Below are 20,886 nucleotides of genomic sequence, written 5' to 3' on the forward strand. Positions count from 1 at the left end.
AACTTCCGCGCCGCGACACGACACATATCCTTGGAACCGGTCGGACAGCGCGGTCCGCTCTGATACTCCCCGGACCCGTACCGGGACCCCTCCCAGATGAGCTTCAAACACTGCAAGGAGCCGCACCTGTGAGCAGTGCCGACGACCAGGGCCGCCAGGCCACCAGCCCCGCCAGCACCGAGCTGCGCGCCGACATCCGCCGCCTCGGCGACCTGCTCGGCGAGACCCTCGTACGCCAGGAGGGTCCCGAACTACTCGAACTGGTCGAGAAGGTCCGCCGCCTGACGCGCGAGGACGGCGAGGCCGCCGCCAAGCTGCTCGGCGGCACGGAACTGGAGACCGCGGCCAAGCTGGTCCGCGCCTTCTCCACGTACTTCCATCTGGCGAATGTCACGGAGCAGGTCCACCGCGGCCGCGAGCTGCGTGCCCGGCGCGCCACCGAGGGCGGTCTCCTCGCCCGCACCGCGGACCGCCTCAAGGACGCCGACCCCGACCACCTGCGCCAGACCGTGCAGCACCTCAATGTGCGGCCCGTCTTCACCGCGCACCCCACCGAGGCCGCCCGCCGCTCGGTCCTCAACAAGCTCCGCCGCGTGGCCGAGCTCCTGGAGACCCCGGTCATCGACTCCGACCGGCGCCGCCACGACACCCGCCTGGCCGAGAACATCGACCTCGTCTGGCAGACCGACGAGCTGCGCGTGGTCCGCCCCGAGCCCGCCGACGAGGCCCGCAACGCCATCTACTACCTCGACGAGCTGCACGCCGGCGCCGTCGGGGACGTACTCGAAGACCTCACCGCCGAGCTGGAGCGCGTCGGCGTCCAGCTGCCCGAGGGCACCCGCCCCCTCAGCTTCGGCACCTGGATCGGCGGCGACCGCGACGGCAACCCCAACGTGACGCCCGCCGTCACCTGGGACGTCCTGATCCTCCAGCACGAGCACGGCATCAACGACGCGCTCGACATCATCGACGAGCTGCGCGGCTTCCTCTCCAACTCCATCCGCTACACCGGAGCCACCGACGAGCTGAAGGCCTCCCTCCAGGGCGACCTGGAGCGCCTCCCGGAGATCAGCCCCCGCTACAAGCGGCTCAACGCCGAGGAGCCGTACCGCCTCAAGGCCACCTGCATCCGGCAGAAGCTGGAGAACACCAAGCAGCGCCTCGCCAGGGGCACCGCCCACGAGCCCGGCCGCGACTACCTCGGTACGAGCGAGCTGCTGGACGACCTGACGCTCATCCAGACGTCGCTGCGCGAGCACAAGGGCGCCCTGTTCGCCGACGGCCGGATGAACCGCACCATCCGCACGCTCGCCGCCTTCGGCCTCCAGCTGGCCACCATGGACGTACGCGAGCACGCCGACGCCCACCACCACGCGCTCGGTCAGCTGTTCGATCGTCTTGGCGAGGAGTCCTGGCGCTACACGGACATGCCCCGCGAGTACCGCCAGAAGCTGCTCGCCAAGGAGCTCCGCTCCCGGCGCCCGCTCGCGCCGTCCCCGGCACCGCTCGACGCCGCCGGCGAGAAGACCCTCGGCGTCTTCCTCACCGTCAAGAAGGCCCTTGAGGTCTTCGGCCCCGAGGTCGTCGAGTCGTACATCATCTCGATGTGCCAGGGCGCCGACGACGTCTTCGCCGCCGCCGTCCTCGCCCGCGAGGCGGGCCTCATCGACCTGCACGCCGGCTGGGCCAAGATCGGCATCGTGCCGCTCCTGGAGACCACCGACGAGCTGCGCGCCGCCGACGTCATCCTCGACGAGATGCTCGCCGACCCGTCGTACCGCAGGCTGGTCGCGCTCCGCGGTGACGTGCAGGAGGTCATGCTCGGGTACTCCGACTCCTCCAAGTTCGGCGGCATCACCACGAGCCAGTGGGAGATCCACCGGGCGCAGCGGCGGCTGCGTGACGTCGCCCACCGGTACGGCGTACGGCTGCGCCTCTTCCACGGCCGCGGCGGCACCGTCGGCCGCGGCGGCGGCCCCTCGCACGACGCGATCCTAGCCCAGCCCTGGGGCACCCTGGAGGGCGAGATCAAGGTGACCGAGCAGGGCGAGGTCATCTCCGACAAGTACCTCGTGCCGTCCCTGGCCCGTGAGAACCTCGAACTGACCGTCGCGGCGACGCTCCAGGCCTCCGCCCTGCACACCGCGCCGCGCCAGTCCGACGAGGCCCTCGCCCGCTGGGACGCCGCCATGGACGTCGTCTCGGACGCCGCGCACTCCGCGTACCGGCGCCTGGTCGAGGACCCGGACCTGCCGACGTACTTCCTCGCGTCGACGCCGGTCGACCAGCTCGCCGACCTGCACCTCGGCTCGCGGCCGTCCCGCCGCCCCGGCTCAGGCGTCTCGCTCGACGGCCTGCGGGCCATCCCGTGGGTCTTCGGCTGGACCCAGTCCCGGCAGATCGTGCCCGGCTGGTTCGGTGTCGGCTCCGGCCTCAAGGCGCTGCGCGAGGCCGGTCTCGACACCGTGCTCGACGAGATGCAAGAGCACTGGCACTTCTTCCGGAACTTCATCTCCAACGTCGAGATGACGCTCGCGAAGACGGACCTGCGGATCGCCAGGCACTACGTGGACACCCTCGTGCCGGACGAGCTCAAGCACGTCTTCGCCATGATCGAGGAAGAGCACGAGCTGACCGTCCGCGAGGTCCTGCGCGTCACGGGGGAGAGCGAACTGCTCGGGTCGCACCCGGCGTTGCGGCAGACCTTCGCGATCCGCGACGCCTACCTCGACCCGATCTCGTATCTCCAGGTCGCGCTGCTCAAGCGGCAGCGGGACGCGGCGGCGGCGGGGGAGGAGCCGGACCCGTTGCTCGGCCGGGCGTTGCTTCTCACCGTCAACGGTGTCGCGGCCGGGTTGCGGAACACCGGCTGACTCCCGCGGGCGCGTGGGGGCTGGTCGCGCAGTTCCCCGCGCCCCTTCGGGGCGCTCCTCACGGGGCGTCCCTCAGGAGTTGTACGTGCTCTGTGCCCGCTCCAGGCCCTCGGTGATCAGGGCCTCCACCGCGTCCGCCGCCCGGTCCACCAGGTAGTCCAGCTCCTTGCGCTCCGTCGACGAGAAGTCCTTCAGCACGAAGTCCGCGACCTGCATCCGGCCCGGCGGGCGGCCGATCCCGAACCGCACCCGGTGGTAGTCCGGACCCATCGCCTTCGTCATCGACTTCAGACCGTTGTGGCCGTTGTCGCCACCGCCCAGCTTCAGCCGAAGCGTGCCGTAGTCGATGTCCAGCTCGTCATGGACGGCGACGATGTGCTCCGTCGGCACCTTGTAGAAGTCACGCAGCGCCGTCACCGGACCACCCGAGACGTTCATGTACGACATGGGCTTCACGAGGATCACCCGGCGGCTCGCCGGACCCGGCGCCCCGATCCGGCCCTCGACCACCTGGGCCTGCGCCTTCGCGGCCCGCTTGAACTTGGCGCCGATGCGGTGCGCGAGCAGGTCGGCCACCATGAAACCCACGTTGTGCCGGTTCATGGCGTACTCGGGGCCGGGGTTGCCCAGGCCCGCGATCAGCCAGGGGGCGTTGGCGTCGGTCGTCACGTGCGTGTCTCCTTCATACGCGGCAGCCGCCGCCCCCGAAGGAGCGGCGGCTGCCGTGCCGGATGTGCGTCGCGAGGATCAGGCCTCGGCGGACGCGTCGCCCTCGGCGCCCTCGGCCGGGGCCTCCTCGGCCTGCGCGGCCAGGACCTGGATGACGACCGCGTCCTCGTCGATCGCCAGCTTGGAGCCGGCGGGCAGCGGGATGTCCTTGGCGAGGATGGACGCACCGGCGTCCAGGCCCGCGATGGAGACGGTGACCTCGGTCGGGATGTGCGTGGCCTCGGCCTCGACCGGCAGCGTGTTCAGCACGTGCTCGAGCAGGTTGCTGCCCGGGGCCAGCTCGCCCTCGGTGTGGACCGGGATCTCGACCGTGACCTTCTCGCCGCTGCGCACGAGCAGCAGGTCGACGTGCTTCAGGATGCCCTGACGGAGGGCGTCACGCTGCACGGCCTTCGGGATGGCCAGCTGGGTCTTGCCGTCGACGTCCAGGGAGATCAGGACGTTCGGGGTACGCAGGGCGAGCAGCAGCTCGTGGCCCGGCAGGGTCAGGTGGACCGGGTCGGCACCGTGGCCGTAGAGGACGCCGGGAACCTTGTTCTCGCGGCGGACGCGGCGCGAAGCGCCCTTGCCGAACTCCGTACGGACCTCGGCGGAGATCTTGACCTCGGACATGTGCACTCCTCGTACAACAGGTGTCGGATGGGGTTACCCGGCCATACGACTGGCCTGCTACGAAGAGCGCGTCGATAACGGACCGCCCCACCAAAAAGGTGAGGCCTCCCTCGCCGAGCAACTTCAGCAGTCTACTCGGCCGGGAGGCCACACCCAAAAGGATCTTTACTGCTCCTCGAAGAGGCTCGTCACCGAACCGTCCTCGAAGACCTCGCGCACCGCGTTCGCGATCGTCGGCGCGATCGACAGCACCGTGATCTTGTCGAGCTCCAGCTCGCCCGGCGTCGGCAGCGTGTCCGTGAACACGAACTCGCTGACCTTCGAGTTCTTCAGGCGGTCGGCGGCCGGACCGGACAGCACACCGTGCGTCGCCGTCACGATGACGTCCTCCGCGCCGTGCGCGAACAGCGCGTCGGCGGCGGCGCAGATCGTGCCACCCGTGTCGATCATGTCGTCGACCAGGACGCACACGCGGCCCTGCACCTCACCGACGACCTCGTGGACGGTGACCTGGTTCGCGACGTCCTTGTCGCGGCGCTTGTGGACGATCGCCAGCGGCGCGCCCAGACGGTCGCACCAGCGGTCGGCGACGCGCACGCGGCCCGCGTCGGGGGAGACGACGGTCAGCTTCGTGCGGTCGACCTTCGCGCCCACGTAGTCCGCGAGGATCGGCAGCGCGAAGAGGTGGTCCACCGGGCCGTCGAAGAAGCCCTGGATCTGGTCCGTGTGCAGGTCGACCGTGAGGATGCGGTCCGCGCCCGCGGTCTTCATCAGGTCGGCGACCATGCGCGCCGAGATCGGTTCACGCCCGCGGTGCTTCTTGTCCTGACGGGCGTAACCGTAGAACGGCACGATGACGGTGATGGAGCGGGCCGACGCGCGCTTCAGCGCGTCGATCATGATCAGCTGCTCCATGATCCACTTGTTGATCGGAGCGGTGTGGCTCTGGATCAAGAAGCAGTCGGCGCCACGCGCCGACTCCTGGTAGCGGACGTAGATCTCGCCGTTGGCGAAATCGAAGGCCTTCGTCGGCACGATGCCGACACCCAGCTTGTGTGCGACCTCCTCGGCCAACTCGGGGTGGGCGCGGCCGGAGAAGAGCATCAACTTCTTCTCGCCGGTCGTCTTGATCCCGGTCACAGCACTGTCTCCTCAGAGAGTTCTTCCCGCTGCCGTACTCACGCGTCCCGATGCGACGAGTCGGCCGAATGTGTGCACCTATCACGGTACGCCGTGTCAGGCGCACCTGTTTCCGGTCAGCTTGCGCCGTCCGCCTCCCGGGATGCCGCCTCGGCCGCCTTCGCGGCCGCGCTCCCCGGACGCTTGCGGGCCACCCAGCCCTCGATATTCCGCTGCTGGCCCCGGGCGACGGCCAGCGAACCCGCCGGCACGTCCTTGGTGATCACGGACCCGGCGGCGGTGTAGGCACCGTCCCCGACCGTGACAGGAGCCACAAACATGTTGTCCGAGCCGGTCCGGCAGTGGGACCCCACCGTGGTGTGGTGCTTCGCCTCGCCGTCGTAGTTCACGAAGACACTCGCGGCGCCGATGTTGGAGTGCTCACCGATCGTCGCGTCACCCACGTACGACAGGTGCGGCACCTTCGAACCGTCACCGATCGTCGCGTTCTTCATCTCCACATATGTACCCGCCTTGGCCTGCACCCCAAGCCGGGTGCCCGGCCGCAGATACGCGAACGGGCCGACGTTCGCCCGCTCCCCGATCTCCGCGCCGTTCGCGACGCTGTTGTCGACCCGGGCCCCCGGGCCCACCTTCGTGTCCGTCAGCCGCGCGTTCGGCCCCACCTCGGCGCCCTTGCCCAGATGCGTGGCTCCGTGCAGCTGCGTGCCCGGGTGCACGACGGCGTCCCGCTCGAAGGTGACGGTCGCGTCGACCCACGTCGAGGCCGGGTCGACGACGGTGACGCCGTCGAGCATCGCCGCCGTGAGCAGCCGGTCGTTCAAGGTCCGGCGGGCCTCGGCGAGTTGAACGCGGTTGTTGATGCCCGCGATCTCCTGGTGGTCCTCCGCGATCGACGCGCCGACCCGGTGCCCGGCCTCGCGCAGGATTCCCAGCACGTCCGTGAGGTACTCCTCGCCCTGGCTGTTGTCCGTGCGGACCTTGCCGAGGGCTTCCGCGAGCAGCCGGCCGTCGAAGGCGAAGACTCCGGAGTTGATCTCGCGGATGGCGCGCTGCGACTCGGTGGCGTCCTTGTGCTCGACGATCGCGGTGACCGCGCCGTTCACGCCGTCGCGCACGATGCGGCCGTAGCCGGTCGCGTCCGGCACCTCGGCGGTCAGCACGGTCACGGCGTTGCCCTCGCCGGTGTGGGTCGCGGCGAGCTTCTGGAGCGTGGCGCCGGTCAGCAGCGGGGTGTCGCCGCAGACGACGATGACGGTGCCCTCCACGGAGCCGCCGAGCTCCTCGAGACCGATGCGGACGGCGTGTCCCGTGCCGTTCTGCTCGGCCTGGTAGGCGGTGCGGACCTGCGGCGCGATGGCGCCGAGGTGCTCGCGGACCTGGTCGCTCTGGAAGCCGACGACGGTGACGAGCTGCTCGGGCGAGAGCGCGGAGGCGGCGTGCAGCACGTGCCCGATGAGGGAACGGCCGCAGATCTCGTGCAGGACCTTGGGCAGGTCCGACTTCATGCGGGTGCCCTCACCCGCTGCGAGGACGACGACGGCTGCCGGGCAGGTTGCGCTCACGGGGGTGCCCTTCGGCTTCGGATGGCTTGGGGTGCCTGGGTGGGGTGGACATCCGCAGGATACCGGGGCGTAGGGGGGTGGAAATGGGGGCGGGTCCTGACCGTGGCGGTCAGGACCCGACGAAAAGCGCAGCTCCCCCATCAGGATTCGAACCTGAACAGACGGTACCAAAAACCGCAGTGCTGCCTGATTACACCATGGGGGATGAAACTCGACTAAACCGGACATCCGGTCAGGTTGCCGAGTCGGCCCCCAACACTATGCCGTACCAAGGCCCTTCGACGCGACGGTGGAGATCGGCACTTTGCTCGGCGTGGATCACGGGCGGCTCGTCGGCACCCGGACCCGGCGGCTGGATCACCGCGCCGGAAACTCACCGGAAAACCGGGGAGGAACGCCCGTACGCTGGAAGGCATGACCACGACGGGGGACGACCACACCGCGGCCTTGACCGGGCCGTGGTGGTGGGAGAGGCGGCTCGGGGCCGCGTTGGATGTGGGGCTCGCGGCGGTGTCCGCGGCCGAGTGCGGGGCCGAGGGGATCGCGTTCGCGAAGGACGCGGGGCTGCCGACGGCGGTGGGTGTCGGCTTCGGGGTGCTCGCGGGCTCCTCGCTGCTGTTCCGCCGCCGCTGGCCCGTCGCCGTGGTGCTGATAGCCATCGCGATCACTCCCGCCCAGATGGGCTTTCTGCTGACGATCGTCGGCCTGTACTCGCTGGCGGCCTCGGAGCTGCCGCGCCGGATCACGGGCGCGCTCGCGGGCATGTCGATGGCGGGGACGCTGATCGTCACGATGGTGCGGGCCAGCCGGGATCTCGCGGAGGAGGGGGCGCATCCGCCGATCGGAAGCGAGTACGTGCCGTTCTTCGCGGTGGCCGCGGCGATCGGTGTGACGGCTCCGCCGGTGCTGCTCGGGCTGTATGTGGGGGCGCGGCGGCGGCTGATGGAGAGCCTGCGGGAGCGGGCGGACGATCTGGAACGGGAGCTTCAGCTCCTTGCCGAGCGGGCGGAGGAGCGCGCGGAGTGGGCGCGGGGCGAGGAGCGGACGCGGATCGCCCGCGAGATGCACGACGTGGTGGCGCACCGGGTGAGTCTGATGGTGGTGCACGCGGCGGCGTTGCAGGCGGTGGCGAGGAAGGACCCGGAGAAGGCGGTGAAGAACGCGGCGCTGGTCGGTGACATGGGCCGGCAGGCGCTGACGGAGCTGCGGGAGATGCTCGGGGTGCTGCGTACGGGCGACGGCGGCAGGCGCGCGCAGCCCGTGGAGCCGGTGGAGCCGGTGCCGTTGGCCGCCGTGGGGTACGCGGCGGCGGCCGCGGCGTCGCGTGCGGTGGACGAGGACGGTCCGTGCCTGGCGGAGCTGGACGAGCTGGTGGGGCAGTCGCGGGCCGCGGGCATGGCGGTGGACCTGTCGGTGGAGGGGGAGCCGCGTGGCTATGCCGCCGATGTGGAGCAGACGGCGTACCGGGTGGTGCAGGAGGCGTTGACCAACGTCCACAAGCACGCGGCGGGTGCGAAGACGTATGTGAGGTTGGCGCATCGGGCTGCGGAGATCGCGATGCAGGTGGAGAACGAGCCGCCGCCGGAGGCGGGGTCGACGGCGGATGCGCGGCTGCCGAGCGGGGGCAATGGTCTGGTGGGGATGAAGGAGCGGGTGACGGGGCTCGGCGGCGTCTTCGTGTCGGGGCCGACGGATGGGGGCGGTTTCCGCGTGTCGGCGGTGCTGCCGGCGGCGGTTCCGGGGGTGGGGTAGGGCTGGGGTAGTGGTGGGGATGGGGGTACGGGGGGTGCCTGTCTGAGGGTGCGGTAGCGGTGGGGTGCGTGTGCGGGTGCGTGGGGGTGCCGGTGGTCGTTTTGGGGGCGGGGCCGTGGGGGTATGTCCGTGCTCGCTATCTTGGCGCGGGCGTTTTGTTGCTTCGGGGCCCTGGTGACCACCACTGTGCTCCGCGCGCACATACCCCCACGTCCCCTCGGGTGCGTGGGCGGCTGCGGGCCCGTCGTGGCTCGTGCCCTCTCTCTGGCCCACGTTTGACTGCGGGCGCCGGGAACGGGCTCGTGCGTGCTGGGGGTCAGGTTGCTGAGAGGCGGGTCGGCTGGGCGCCGGTGATCAGGGTGGCCAGGGCCTGGTCGAGGTGGGCGCCGAGGAACCAGTCGCCGCTGTGGTCGAGGCTGTACACGCGGCCGTCGGCGTCGATGGCGAGCAGCGCCTGGGTGTCCGTCTCCTCACCGATGGGGCACACCTCGGAGTCGAGGGCGCGGCCGAGGTCGCCGAGGGTGCGGGCGAGGTGGAGGCCGTACATCGGGTCGAGGTGGATGGTGGCCGGGGCTATCTGGCGGCCGGGGCCCTGTGGGGTGATGTGCAGCCCGCCGAATTCCGCCCAGGCCTCGACGGCGGCGGGGAAGACGGCGTGGCGGTGTCCGGCGGGTGAGGTGTGGCGGCGCAGGACGTCGGCCCAGATCTCGGCCTGCTTGATGTCCCAGTGTCCCGGCCGCCAGCCGGCCGCGCGCAGGGCGGCGTCGACGGGGACGGGGAAGCGGGTGCTGCCGCCCGCAGGGACGGCGGTGGTGGTGCTGTGGTCGGCGTGCATGGGGTGGCCCTTGTTCGGTCGGGGCGGTCGCGTGGAGGGGCGGCGGTCAGGCTTCGGTCGCCGTCGGGTCCACGACCCGTACGCCGAAGTGCGCCGTGAGGGCGGTACAGGAGCGGCAGAGCGGCGCGAAGGAGCCGTGCAGGGGGTCGCCGTCCTCGCGGATCCGGCGCGTGGTGAGTCTGGCGTGCTTGAGGGCCTTGCGGGCCTCACCGTTGGTCATGGGCTTGCGCGCGGCCCGCTTGGAGCGGCTCGCGTCCGCCGCCGTGAGGTGGCGCGAGATGAGGATGGCTTCGGCGCAGCGGCCGGTGAAGCGTTCGCGCTGGCCGCTGGTGAGGGTGTCGAGGAAGTCCTGGACGAGCGGGTGCAGCGCGGGTGGTTCCTCGCCGCGGCCCGCGGTGCAGGTGAGCGTGGTCTGGCCGCGTACGGAGAGCGCGGCGGCGACGGTCGGCAGGATGCCGTCGCGGCGCTGGCGCAGGATGGGCGCGAGGGCGGCGGTACTGCTCCAGCCGACGCGTGGGTCGCCGGAGGCGGCGGCCGCCGCCTCGCCGCCGGCGGATGCCGCCGTGGGTGGCATGGTGGCCGCCGTCGTGGACAGCGTCTGACCGGTCGTGCCGCTCTGTGCCGTGTGCATCGTGCTGTTGTCCCTCCCCCTGCTCGCGGCCGTCACCGCTGTGCCACGCCCCCGCGTCGCGGGGGACAGCCTGTCAAATGGGGCGGGTGATGCGGAAGCTGGGGCACTGCGACACGCCTGGCTTTGAAGAGGTTTCGCCGCACGGTGACCGTCCGGTGGCTGCTGGTCATGGAACCGGAGGCCCGGTGACCCGTGTCGTCCTTACGCATAGGCTGTGTCGGCATCCGCGGGACCGAGAATCCGCGGAACCAGCATTCGCAGAAGCAGCATCAGAACCTTCACAGTGCCGCAGGGGGCAACCGCCATGACGACAGGTCGGCTGGGGCAGCAGTCCGCGCCGCCGAACGCGGCCTACGCCGGGCAGGTCGTGCACTTCCCGGATCCGGTCCGCGCCGCCCGCCATCCCAGAGGCGTGCGGGTGGACGAGCGGGGCTATCCGGACTTCTCGGCCTACGCACGGGCCGCCGCCGAGATCGCGGAGCCCCCGGAGGGCTTCGGCGTCGATGAACTACGCCTGACGGATTACGTGTCGGCGAACGCGGCGCTGGCGGCGGACGGCCATGACCTGTGGGACACGATTCCCGCGGTGGCGACCCCGCACGGCTGGACCTGGCATCACGTGCCGGGCGGTCGGCGGCTTGAGCTGGTGCCGGTCGAGGTGAAGGCGTTGCTCCGGCATCACGGTGGGATCGCGACGACGGCCGTGGACCACGAGAAGAGGGGGACGCGTCCGTTGCAGGAGACGCGTCCGGCGCACTTCGGTCTGCCGAAGGCCGCGGTCGCGGTGACCGAGCAGCAGGTGCAGGGCGTGGAGGAGGACCTGGGCTACCGGCTGCCGGGTGCCTACCGTTCGTTCCTGAAGGCTGCGGGCGGCTGCGCGCCGGTCGGCGCGGCGCTCGACGCCGAGTTGGGCCTGCTGGTGGACCAGCCGTTCTTCACGGTGCGCGACGAGGCCGCCGTCAATGACCTGGTGTACGTCAACAAGTGTCTGCGCGACCATCTCACCAAGGACTTTCTGGGTGTCGGGTTCGTGCAGGGCGGGCTGCTCGCCGTGAAGGTCAAGGGTGAGCGGGTCGGTTCGGTGTGGTTCTGCGCGTACGACGACGTGCGGGACGTCTCGGAGGCGGCCTCGTGGCCGCCGGCGGAGCGTGTGCGGCGGTTGCTGCTGCCGTGCGGTGACGACTTCGACGCGTTCCTGGGGCGGCTCGCGGGCAATCCGCCGGAGCTGGAGACCGTGGCGAATCTGATGGTGGACGGCGGCTTCGCGCGCGCCGTTCCCGTGTCCTCGGCTGGGGAGTGACTAGGCGATGGTGACCTTCGCGCAGGCGCAGGAGCGCGCCGAAGAGTGGATCAACGGCGATGTGCCGGGCTACCAGCACCGTGAGGTGCGGGTGCGGGAGTTCGATCTCGGATTCGTCGTCTGGGCCGAGGACCGCCAGGACGGTCCGGTGTCGGACGGCGGCGCCCAGCGGCTCGTCATCGCGCGGGACAGCGGCGAGGCCACGCTGTGGCCCTCGCTTCCCGTGGGCGAGGTGATCCGCCGGTACGAGGAGGAGTACGGCCTGCCGGACGCGGCACCGCAGGACGCGGCGCCGCCGCCTGTGGAGCGGGTCGATCTGAATCAGACGTCGTTCCTGCTGAGTCCTCCGGAGTGGCTCCAGGAGGCGGCGGACAAGATGGGCATCCCGGACCGCCGTTCGGGTGCGTCCGCTGCGGATTCGCATTCGGATTCGGCTGCGGGTACGGGGGCGGGGCCCGGGGAGGTTTCCGGTGCCGGGCAGCCGGCGCCGCCGGCTCCCACGGACGCAGGGGCGCCCCTGCCTCCCGCCGCTCCCGGTGGCGGCACGCCGTGGCCCGAGGCCGGTGGTCAGGGCGATGGCGAGCCCGCGTGGGACGACAGCCTGGCCGCCACGTCGGCGGGCACGCCCGCGGGGGCGACGCCGTGGGCCGGTACGGACACCAACGCCGACCCGGCCGAGGACCATTCGGTGCCGCTGCCCGCGACGGTGTTCTCGCCGCCGCTGTCCTCGCTGGGCGAGGACGACACCCCGCCGCCCGGTGTCGCGCCGGACGCCAAGACGGCGCTGATGCACGGCGGCAGCCATCTGCCCGCCACGGCGATCGCCCCGGCCCTGGACGGCCCGGCCACGCCTGCGCCGTCCGCGGGCCCGGCGACTCCGCCCCCGCCCACCGGCGCGCCGCTGCCTCCGCCGCCCGGGGATGGCGCTTCGGCGTACGGCTATCCGCAAGGGCCCGGTGTGGCGGGGCCGCAGGGTGCGGTGGGTGTGCCCGGCGCTTCGGACGCTTCGGGTGCTGCCGGCGGCAACTCTCCGCAGCCGCCCGCTGCTTCGCCGGTTCCGCCGCCGGGGCCCGATGCTTCCGCGTACGGGTATCCGCAGGGTGCGCCTGGTGCCGCTGGTGTGAACGCGTCGCAGCCGCCCGCTGGTTCGCCGGTTCCGCCGCCGGGGGCCGATGCCTCCGCGTACGGCTATCCGCAAGGGCCCGGTGCCGTCGGTGGGGCGACTCCGCCGCCGGTGGGGCCGCCCGGTGCGACGCCACCGCCTCCGTCCGGGCCAGGCGCCCCCGGTACTCCTGCCGGTGGGTACGTCCCGACGCAGCTCGTCTCCTCCCTCGGCCCGGACGGACAGCCGCCGGCCGCGCCCGCGGCTCCCGGTGCGCCGCAGCCTCCTGGTCCGCCCGGCGCGCCCGGTACGCCTCCCGGTGGTGTGCACCATGCCGCGACGATGTTCGCCGATCCGAGTCTCGGTGGTCCGGGTGGGATCAAGCCGCCGGGTGCGCCTCAGCCTCCCGGGGCGCCGCAGCCTCCTGGCCCGCCCGGCGCGCCGCAGCCGCCTGGGCCGCCCGGCGCGCCCGGTACGCCTCCCGGTGGTGTGCACCATGCCGCGACGATGTTCGCCGATCCGAGTCTCGGTGGTCCGGGTGGGATCAAGCCGCCCGGCGCGCCGCAGCCTCCGGGCCCTCCCGGCGCTCCCGGTGCCCCGCAGCCTCCCGGGCCTCCCGGTGCCCCCGGTGCTTCCGGCGCCCCCCAGCCCCCCGGCCCGCCCGGCGGCGGCGTCCACCACGCCGCGACGATGCTGGCCGGTCCCGCGGTCGGCGGTCCGGGTGGGCCCGGCATGCCGCCGCCGCCCGCGCCCGTACAGCCCGGCCCGCCCGGACAGCCGTACGGCTACCCGCAGCCGCCCACCGGTCAGCCCACCGTGGGCCCCGGCTACCAGGCCGTGCTGCGCTACCGCGCGGCCGACGGCTCCGAGCAGCAGCTCATCCGCCGCTCGGCGCCCGGCACCCCGCACCCGGAGTGGCAGATCCTGCACGAGCTGCGCGGCATGAACGTGCCCCCGCAGCAGGTCCTGGAGCTCCACACCGAGCTGGAGTCCTGCGAGCTGCCGGGCGCGTACTGCGCCCGCATGATCCGCGAGACCTGGCCGCAGGCGCGGATCACGTCCATCGCCCCGTACGGCAGGGACCACGCGTCCCGCCAGCAGGGCATGCGGGAACTGATCGCGCATCAGGGCGAGTTGCACCAGGTCGCGGACGGCCCGGCGCGTCCGGCGCCCGTGCGCGCGCCGTTGCAGCAGATGCCGCCCGCCCCGCCGATCCCGCCGGAGGGCGTGGCGCAGGAGCTGGCCGCGGCCTTCGGCCCGGGCGTGTTCCGCTTCGACCAGCGGGCGGTGTCGCGGCAGGGCGTGCCGGACATCGTGGCGCACACCCTCGTGGTGGCCGGGCTGCCCGTCGACTTCGGGCCGTTCTTCTGGGCACAGGCCCAGCCGGGCCGGCCGGTGCCGACACTGGCGGAGCTTGCGCAGGAACGCGGGGTGCAGCCGGCGTCCGACGCGGGCTCGTACCTGGTGATGGGCAGCGACTTCGGGCGTGCGCTCTGCGTCCAGTACGGGACGGCGCACATCGTGGCGGTGCCGGTGGAGGCCGGCCCCGGCGGCGCCCCCGTACCGCCGCAGTTCGTGAACACGGGCCTGCCCGAGTTCGCGCGGTGCATGGCGCTGCTCGGCCGGATGTGGCGGCTGCGCTTCGGGCTCAACCAGGAGCAGGCGGGCCGCTGGACCGTCGACTTCCAGAACCAGCTCGCGGCCCTGGACCCGGCGGCGCTCGCGTCGCCGGAGAGCTGGTGGTCGGTTCTCCTGGAGCAGATGTGGGACGGCTTGCTGTAGCGGGGCGGTACGGAGCCGGGGCGTGAGCCGGCGGCGTACGGAAGAAGGCGCTCGACCTGTGCGACGGGTCGGGCGCCTTCTCCCGTATGTGGCGGGGTGCTCGCCCATGTCTCGTCATGTCTCGCCATCTCTCGCCATCTCGCGCCCATGTCTCGCCCATATGGACCTGGAGAGGGTGAACCGGCCGCTTGATTCCTCCTTCCGGCCGCGATTGCCGCATCCTTGACCTGTGGAGTGGGCGGAGTGTCGCGTTATGGGTGCTTCCGCTGGATCCATCAAGATGTGCGCCCATCGTGCTCCACGCGCGAGGTACGTCGGAGAGGGGTTCCCAGGATGAGCAGCAGCGGTGCAACGTCGTCGCCGCACGGCTTCACCACCGTGCGCGGCCGCGGCTACCGTCCCCAGCAGGTGGAGGCGTACGCCGCCGCACTTTTCCAGGAACGGGACGAGGCGTGGGAGCGCGCCGCCCGGCTGACCGTCCTCGCCAAGAACATGGAGGCCGAGGCCGCCCACCTGCGCGAGGTGGTCTCCCGGCTCGCCCCGCAGACGTACGACAACCTCGGCGGGCGGGCCCGGCAGATCCTCGCGCTCGGCGAGGAGGAGGCCGACGCCGTGCGGGAGGCGGCGCGGGCCGAGGCGCGGGCCGCCGCCGAGGAGGCCGGGGCCGCGGCACGTGAGGTGCGGGAGGCCGCCCGCGCGTACGCCGAAGAGGTGGGCGCGGAGACCGACGAATGGGTCAGGCAGCGGCTGCTGAAGGACCGCGCCACGGCGGACGAGGCCCGGATCTCCGCCCGGCGGGACGTGAAGGAGTGGCGCGGCGAGGCGCTCGCCGCCCTGCGGGAGATGCGTCGGCGGTGCGAGGAGCTGCTCGCCGAGCAGGAGAAGGAGCAGGCCGAGCGGTGGGAGGCGGCCGAGCGGGAGATCACCGAGCGGGAGGCGGCGTCGGAGGGGCGTGACGCGGCGCGGATCGCCGCCGCCGAGGCGCGGCTTGCCGAGGTCGAACGGGCCTTCGCCGCGGTGGAGGAGGCGGCGCGGCACGGCCAGGAGGACGCGCAGGCGCGGGCCGCGGAGATCGTCGTGGGAGCGAGGCTGCGGGAGGAGCGGATCGCGCGGGAGACGGAGCGGGTCCTGCGGGAGCACGGCGAGGAGTGGGACGAGGTGCGGGCCCACATGGACCACGTACGCGGCAGCCTCGCGGCGCTCACGGGGCGGGCGCCGGCGGAGGAGATCCCCTAGGGCGCTCCGTCGGGCTTTTGCCGTGTAGGGGACAACCGGTCGGGCTCGGGGCCCGGTTGTTGTGGTTGTTGTGGTTGTTCTGGTTCTTGTGGTTCTTGCGGTTCCTGGAGGACCGGGAAGCGGCGCGGTGCCACGAAGAGCAGGACCAGCAGGGCCAGTACGGCGGCGCACCCGGCGCCCACGTAGACCGCGTCGACCGCCGTGTCCACCGCCCGCCGCAGCCGTTCCGGGTCCGCCACCGAGCCGGGGTCGTCCAGGACGCGCGCCACCGAGTCGAGCGATCCGGAGCCGCCGAGCCGCGCGCTCAGCACGCCGTTGGCCACCGCGCCGAAGAGGGCGGCGCCCAGCGTCTGGCCGATCTGGCGGCAGAAGAGGATGGACGCGGTCGCCGTGCCGCGCTCGGCCCAGCCGACGGTGGACTGCACGCCGACGATCAGCGGCAGTTGGAAGAGGCCGAGCGCCGCGCCGAGGAGCAGCATGATCAGGGCCGGCTGCCAGGCCGCTCCGGGGTAGGGCAGCAGGGGGAAGGCGAGCAGGATCACGGCCGCCGCCGAGATGCCGACGGCCGCGGTGTTCCGGAAGCCGATCCTGCGGTAGACGTGCTGGCTGAGCGCGGCGGTGACCGGCCAGCTCAGGATCATCACGGAGAGCACGAACCCGGCGGCGATCGGCGCGAGGCCGAGCACGGACTGGGCGTAGGTCGGCAGGAAGACCGTGGGGGCGACCATCAGCAGGCCGAGCGCGCCGAGGGCGAGGTTCACCGCGGCGATGGTGCGCCTGTGCCACACCCAGCCGGGGATGATCGGCTCCGCGGCCCGCCGCTCGATGAGGACGACGGCGCCCACCAGCGTGAGGCCGGTGGCGAAGAGGGCGAGGGAGGGCGCGGAGAGCCAGCCCCAGGCGACGCCGCCCTGGACGAGCGCGGTCAGCAGGACGCCGCCACAGGCGAAGACGGCGAGCGCGCCGGGCCAGTCGACGCGGCCCCGCGCGAGCGTCTCGCGGGCCGGTTCGTGCAGGTGACGCACGATCAGCCAGAGTGCGACCGCGCCGATCGGCAGATTGATGAGGAAGATCCACCGCCAGTCCGCGTACGAGGCGATGAGGCCGCCGATGGCGGGACCCGCGACCGCGGAGGTGGCCCACACGGTGGAGAGCTTCGCCTGGATCCTGGGGCGTTCCTTGAGCGGGTAGAGGTCGGCGGCGAGGGTCTGCACGGTGCCCTGGATGGCGCCGCCGCCCAGGCCCTGGACGACGCGGAAGGCGATGAGCGACTCCATGTTCCAGGCGAGGGCGCACAGCGCCGAGCCGAGCAGGAACAGCACGCTGCCCGCGATGAGCACGGGCTTGCGGCCGAAGGTGTCGGAGAGCTTGCCGTAGACGGGCAGGGTGACCGTGGCCGCGAGGAGGTAGCCGGAGAAGAGCCAGGAGAAGATCGGGAAGCCGCCGAGCGAGCCCACGATCTGCGGGACGGCGGTCGACACGATCGTGGAGTCGACGGCGGTCAGCGCCATGGCGAGCATCAGCGCGGCGACGACCGCGCCCCGCCCCCGTACCGCGCCCCGGCCCGGTATCGCGTCCTGCGTCCCCACGGCGATTCCTTCCCCCTGCACCGGTTGCTGCGGGCCACTTTCTCACCCGCCGGGGGGTGGGCGGCAGGGTGGCGCCGACCCTGAGGCGATCTCCACCGGTGGGTGGAGATCCCCTAGGGGAACCTCCGTACTTCGGACTGGGGAGGGTTCGTACCGCTGGAGGATGAGCGGGCCCTGACCGGTCTTTAGATTGGCTTTACGGCGCACCGCACGGGTGGGGGTGGGGTTTTCCCCCGGAAGGGACTGCGCTGAGCACCATCGCGCCGGAACCCATCGGCACACCAGACTTGTTCGCACGGCGAACACACCTGTTCTTCCCATGACCGACATAGGAGATTTACCGTGACAACGGCTGTGACCACACCCAGGCACGGGGGCACTGGAGGGCGTACGGCCGTGGCGGCACGGGCGCGCGACGTAGTGAAGGCGTACGGCTCCGGGGAGACCCGCGTCGTCGCGCTCGACGGGATCGACGTGGACATCGCCCGCGGGCAGTTCACCGCGATCATGGGCCCCTCCGGCTCCGGCAAGTCCACCCTGATGCACTGCCTCGCGGGCCTCGACACGGTGACATCGGGGCAGATCTTCCTCGACGACACCGAGATCACCGGGCTCAAGGACAAGAAGCTCACGCGGTTGCGCCGGGACCGGATCGGCTTCATCTTCCAGGCGTTCAACCTGCTCCCGACGCTCAACGCCCTGGAGAACATCACGCTCCCGATGGACATAGCGGGCCGCAAGCCCGACCGCGCCTGGCTCGACCAGGTCGTGGAGACCGTCGGTCTCGCCGGACGCCTCAAGCACCGCCCGACCGAGCTGTCCGGCGGCCAGCAGCAGCGCGTCGCCGTGGCCCGCGCGCTCGCCTCGCGGCCGGACATCATCTTCGGCGACGAGCCGACCGGAAACCTCGACTCCCGGGCCGGCGCGGAGGTGCTGGGCTTCCTGCGCCGGTCCGTGACCGACCTCGGCCAGACCATCGTGATGGTCACGCACGACCCGGTCGCCGCCTCGTACGCGGACCGGGTGCTGTATCTCGCCGACGGCCGGATCGTCGACGAGATGTACCACCCGACCGCCGACCAGGTCCTCGACCGCATGAAGTCCTTCGACGCGCGGGGGCGCACGTCATGACCGTCCTCAAGACCTCGATGCGCAACTTCTTCGCGCACAAGGGCCGCATGGCGCTCTCCGCCGTGGCCGTCGTCCTGTCGGTGGCGTTCGTGTGCGGCACGCTCGTCTTCTCCGACACGATGAGCACCACCTTCGACAAGCTCTTCGCGGCGACCTCCGCCGATGTCACGGTCACCCCCAAGTCCGCCGGGGACGCCGACGACGCGCCCCGCACCGGCAAGCCCGAGTCGATGCCCGCCTCCGTGGTCGAGAAGGCCGGGAGGGTCGAGGGCGCCAAGGCCGCCGAGGGCGCCGTCAGCAGCCAGAGCGTGACCGTCGTCGACTCCGACAACAAGAACCTGAGCCCCAGCAACGGCGGCCCGACCATCGCGGGCAACTGGACGCGCAACGACCTGCGTTCGATGGACATCACCTCCGGTCACTCCCCGCGCGGGCCCACCGAGGTGGTGGTCGACGCCGACACCGCCGACAAGCACGGCCTGAAGATCGGCGACGAGCTGCGGACCATCACCGCCACCGGCGACCACACCGCGAAGATCTCCGGCATCGCCACCTTCAAGGTGACCAACCCCGGCGCCGCGATCGTCTACTTCGACACCGCCACCGCCCAGCGCGAACTCCTCGGCGCCACCGGCCGGTTCACGCACGTCAACCTCACCGCGGAAGCGGGCGTCAGCGACACCGCGCTGAAGGCGAAGGTCGCGACCGCCCTCGACAGGACCGCGTACGACATCAGGACGCAGAAGGAGACCGCGGACGAGAACCGCAAGGACGTCGGCAGCTTCCTCGACGTCATGAAGTACGCGATGCTCGGCTTCGCCGGGATCGCCTTCCTCGTCGGCATCTTCCTCATCATCAACACCTTCTCGATGCTGGTCGCCCAGCGCACCCGCGAGATCGGCCTGATGCGCGCCATCGGCTCCAGCCGGAGCCAGGTCAACCGCTCCGTGCTCGTCGAGGCGCTGCTGCTCGGCGTGTTCGGCTCCGTCCTCGGCGTCGGCGCGGGCATCGGCCTCGCCGTCGGCCTGATGAAGCTGATGTCCGGCATGGGCATGGAACTGTCCACCGGCGACCTCACCGTCGCCTGGACGACACCCGTGGTCGGCATGGCCCTCGGCATCGTCGTCACCGTCCTCGCCGCCTACCTCCCCGCACGACGGGCCGGCAAGGTCTCCCCGATGGCCGCGCTGCGCGACGCGGGCACCCCGGCCGACGGCCGGGCCGGTGTCCTGCGCGCCGTCATCGGCCTGGTCCTCACCGGCGCCGGCGGCCTCGGTCTCTACGCCGCCGGGCAGGCCGACAAGGCCAAGGAGGGCTCGCTCCTCCTCGGCGGCGGCATCGTCCTGACCCTCGTCGGGTTCGTCGTCATCGGCCCGGTGCTCGCCTCCGGTGTCGTCCGCGTCCTCAGCGCGGTCCTGCTGCGGGCGTTCGGCCCGGTCGGGCGGATGGCCGAGCGCAACGCCCTGCGCAACCCGCGCCGCACCGGCGCCACCGGCGCGGCCCTGATGATCGGCCTCGCGCTGGTCGCCTGCCTCTCCGTGGTCGGCTCCTCGATGGTCGCCTCCGCCACGGACGAGCTGGACAAGTCGGTCGGCGCGGACTTCATCGTCCAGTCCACCCAGCCCGGCGGCTTCATCACCCCGAAGGCCGCCGAGGCCCTGGAGAAGGCCGACCACATCGGCCACATCACCCGCTACCAGCAGATCAGGGCGGACCTGACGACCCCTGGCGGCAAGACCGCGGACGGCGTCGGCCTGAGCGCCGCCGACCCGACGTACGCCAAGGACCTGCGCCGCGAGACGGTCGCCGGTGAGTTGTCCGCCGCGTACGGGAAGAACGCCATGTCGGTCGGCGACGACTTCGCGAAGAAGTACGGCCTGAAGGTCGGCGACGAGCTGAAGGTCGCCTTCGAGCACGGGAAGACGGCCGAGCTGCGGCTCGCGGCGATCACCTCGGACGACAGCTCCGTCGACAAGGGCGCGATGTACACGAACATCACCACCCTGGAGAAGTACGTCCCGGCGGACCGGAGGCCGCAGAACGACATCATGTTCGCCACGGCCGCCAAGGGGCAGCAGGACGCCGCGTACCAGTCCCTGAAGGACTCACTCAAGGCGTACCCGCAGTACAAGGTCATGGACCAGACCGACTTCAAGCAGACCCTGAAGGACCAGGTCGGCCAGATGCTGAACATGGTCTACGGCCTGCTCGGCCTCGCGATCATCGTGGCGATCCTCGGGGTGGTGAACACCCTCGCCCTCTCGGTGGTCGAGCGCACCCGCGAGATCGGCCTGATGCGCGCCATCGGCCTCTCGCGCCGCCAGCTGCGCCGCATGATCCGCCTGGAGTCGGTGGTCATCGCCGTCTTCGGCGCGCTGCTCGGCCTCGGCCTCGGGATGGGCTGGGGGGCGACGGCCCAGCAGCTGCTCGCCCTCGAAGGCCTGAAGGTCCTGGAGATCCCGTGGCCGACGATCATCGCGGTCTTCGTCGGATCGGCGTTCGTGGGCCTCTTCGCGGCGCTGGTCCCGGCCTTCCGGGCGGGCCGCATGAACGTCCTGAACGCGATCGCGACCGAGTAGCCACCGCTACGGGGGTGCGGGGGAAGCCGG

The 20,886-nt window shown here is 71.8% G+C and carries 14 protein-coding genes and 1 tRNA gene; 7 read left to right on the forward strand and 8 right to left on the reverse strand.

What is annotated here, in order from left to right; genetic code table 11:
* The first annotated feature begins 128 nt into the window (after nt 1–128).
* Nucleotides 129–2,873 (forward strand): phosphoenolpyruvate carboxylase, encoded by a 2,745-nt coding sequence (ppc, locus tag ACF062_RS34950; protein WP_392143611.1) that lies wholly within the window; start codon nt 129–131, stop codon nt 2,871–2,873.
* A gap of 72 nt (nt 2,874–2,945) precedes the next feature.
* On the opposite strand, the gene pth is transcribed toward ppc, so the two are convergent.
* The 5 genes from pth to ACF062_RS34975 form a co-directional block, all read right to left on the reverse strand.
* Nucleotides 2,946–3,542: an aminoacyl-tRNA hydrolase gene (pth, locus tag ACF062_RS34955; protein WP_392143612.1), complete on the reverse strand. Its 597-nt coding sequence runs from the start codon at nt 3,540–3,542 to the stop codon at nt 2,946–2,948.
* A 78-nt stretch (nt 3,543–3,620) separates the two neighbouring features.
* The gene (locus tag ACF062_RS34960; protein WP_223775081.1) at nt 3,621–4,214 is read right to left on the reverse strand and encodes a 50S ribosomal protein L25/general stress protein Ctc; all 594 of its coding nucleotides are present in this window, start codon (nt 4,212–4,214) and stop codon (nt 3,621–3,623) included.
* 165 nt (nt 4,215–4,379) lie between these two features.
* The gene (locus ACF062_RS34965; RefSeq protein ID WP_223775080.1) at nt 4,380–5,354 is read right to left on the reverse strand and encodes a ribose-phosphate diphosphokinase; all 975 of its coding nucleotides are present in this window, start codon (nt 5,352–5,354) and stop codon (nt 4,380–4,382) included.
* Nucleotides 5,355–5,470: 116 nt separating this feature from the next.
* The gene (glmU, locus tag ACF062_RS34970; protein ID WP_392143613.1) at nt 5,471–6,919 is read right to left on the reverse strand and encodes a bifunctional UDP-N-acetylglucosamine diphosphorylase/glucosamine-1-phosphate N-acetyltransferase GlmU; all 1,449 of its coding nucleotides are present in this window, start codon (nt 6,917–6,919) and stop codon (nt 5,471–5,473) included.
* 132 nt (nt 6,920–7,051) lie between these two features.
* Nucleotides 7,052–7,124, reverse strand: a tRNA-Gln gene (locus ACF062_RS34975).
* A gap of 209 nt (nt 7,125–7,333) precedes the next feature.
* Here ACF062_RS34975 and ACF062_RS34980 point away from each other — a divergent pair.
* Complete coding sequence (locus ACF062_RS34980; RefSeq protein ID WP_392143614.1) at nt 7,334–8,671, forward strand: sensor histidine kinase; 1,338 nt, start codon at nt 7,334–7,336, stop codon at nt 8,669–8,671.
* 316 nt (nt 8,672–8,987) lie between these two features.
* On the opposite strand, the gene ACF062_RS34985 is transcribed toward ACF062_RS34980, so the two are convergent.
* A complete protein-coding gene (locus ACF062_RS34985; RefSeq protein ID WP_392143615.1) occupies nt 8,988–9,506 on the reverse strand; it encodes an SUKH-3 domain-containing protein in 519 nt (172 codons plus the stop codon).
* A 46-nt stretch (nt 9,507–9,552) separates the two neighbouring features.
* Entirely contained in the window at nt 9,553–10,080 is a 528-nt protein-coding gene (locus tag ACF062_RS34990) for a YwqJ-related putative deaminase (protein WP_392143820.1), read from the reverse strand.
* A gap of 361 nt (nt 10,081–10,441) precedes the next feature.
* On the opposite strand from ACF062_RS34990, the gene ACF062_RS34995 reads away from it, so the two are divergent.
* From ACF062_RS34995 to ACF062_RS35005, 3 genes are all read left to right on the forward strand, one after another.
* Nucleotides 10,442–11,437 carry an SMI1/KNR4 family protein gene (locus ACF062_RS34995; RefSeq protein ID WP_392143616.1) on the forward strand — a complete coding sequence of 332 codons (996 nt, stop codon included), beginning with the start codon at nt 10,442–10,444 and terminating at the stop codon, nt 11,435–11,437.
* 7 nt (nt 11,438–11,444) lie between these two features.
* Complete coding sequence (locus ACF062_RS35000) at nt 11,445–14,321, forward strand: SUKH-4 family immunity protein (RefSeq protein ID WP_392143617.1); 2,877 nt, start codon at nt 11,445–11,447, stop codon at nt 14,319–14,321.
* 333 nt (nt 14,322–14,654) lie between these two features.
* On the forward strand, nt 14,655–15,557 hold the full coding sequence (locus tag ACF062_RS35005; protein ID WP_392143618.1) for a cellulose-binding protein: 903 nt from the start codon (nt 14,655–14,657) through the stop codon (nt 15,555–15,557).
* On the opposite strand, the gene ACF062_RS35010 is transcribed toward ACF062_RS35005, so the two are convergent.
* Nucleotides 15,554–17,077, reverse strand: coding sequence for an MFS transporter (locus ACF062_RS35010; RefSeq protein WP_392143822.1), 1,524 nt, complete (start codon nt 17,075–17,077; stop codon nt 15,554–15,556). The two genes, ACF062_RS35005 and ACF062_RS35010, sit on opposite strands and share 4 nt — an antisense overlap.
* A gap of 411 nt (nt 17,078–17,488) precedes the next feature.
* Here ACF062_RS35010 and ACF062_RS35015 point away from each other — a divergent pair, with 411 nt between their 5' ends.
* The gene (locus ACF062_RS35015) at nt 17,489–18,277 is read left to right on the forward strand and encodes an ABC transporter ATP-binding protein (protein ID WP_392143619.1); all 789 of its coding nucleotides are present in this window, start codon (nt 17,489–17,491) and stop codon (nt 18,275–18,277) included.
* Nucleotides 18,274–20,856, forward strand: a complete 2,583-nt coding sequence (locus tag ACF062_RS35020) for an ABC transporter permease (RefSeq protein WP_392143620.1) — start codon at nt 18,274–18,276, stop codon at nt 20,854–20,856. The genes ACF062_RS35015 and ACF062_RS35020 overlap by 4 nt, the downstream gene beginning before the upstream one ends.
* The last annotated feature ends 30 nt before the right edge of the window (nt 20,857–20,886 follow it).

This window comes from Streptomyces sp. NPDC015345 (genome assembly GCF_043078805.1).
Taxonomy (GTDB): Bacteria; Actinomycetota; Actinomycetes; order Streptomycetales; family Streptomycetaceae; genus Streptomyces.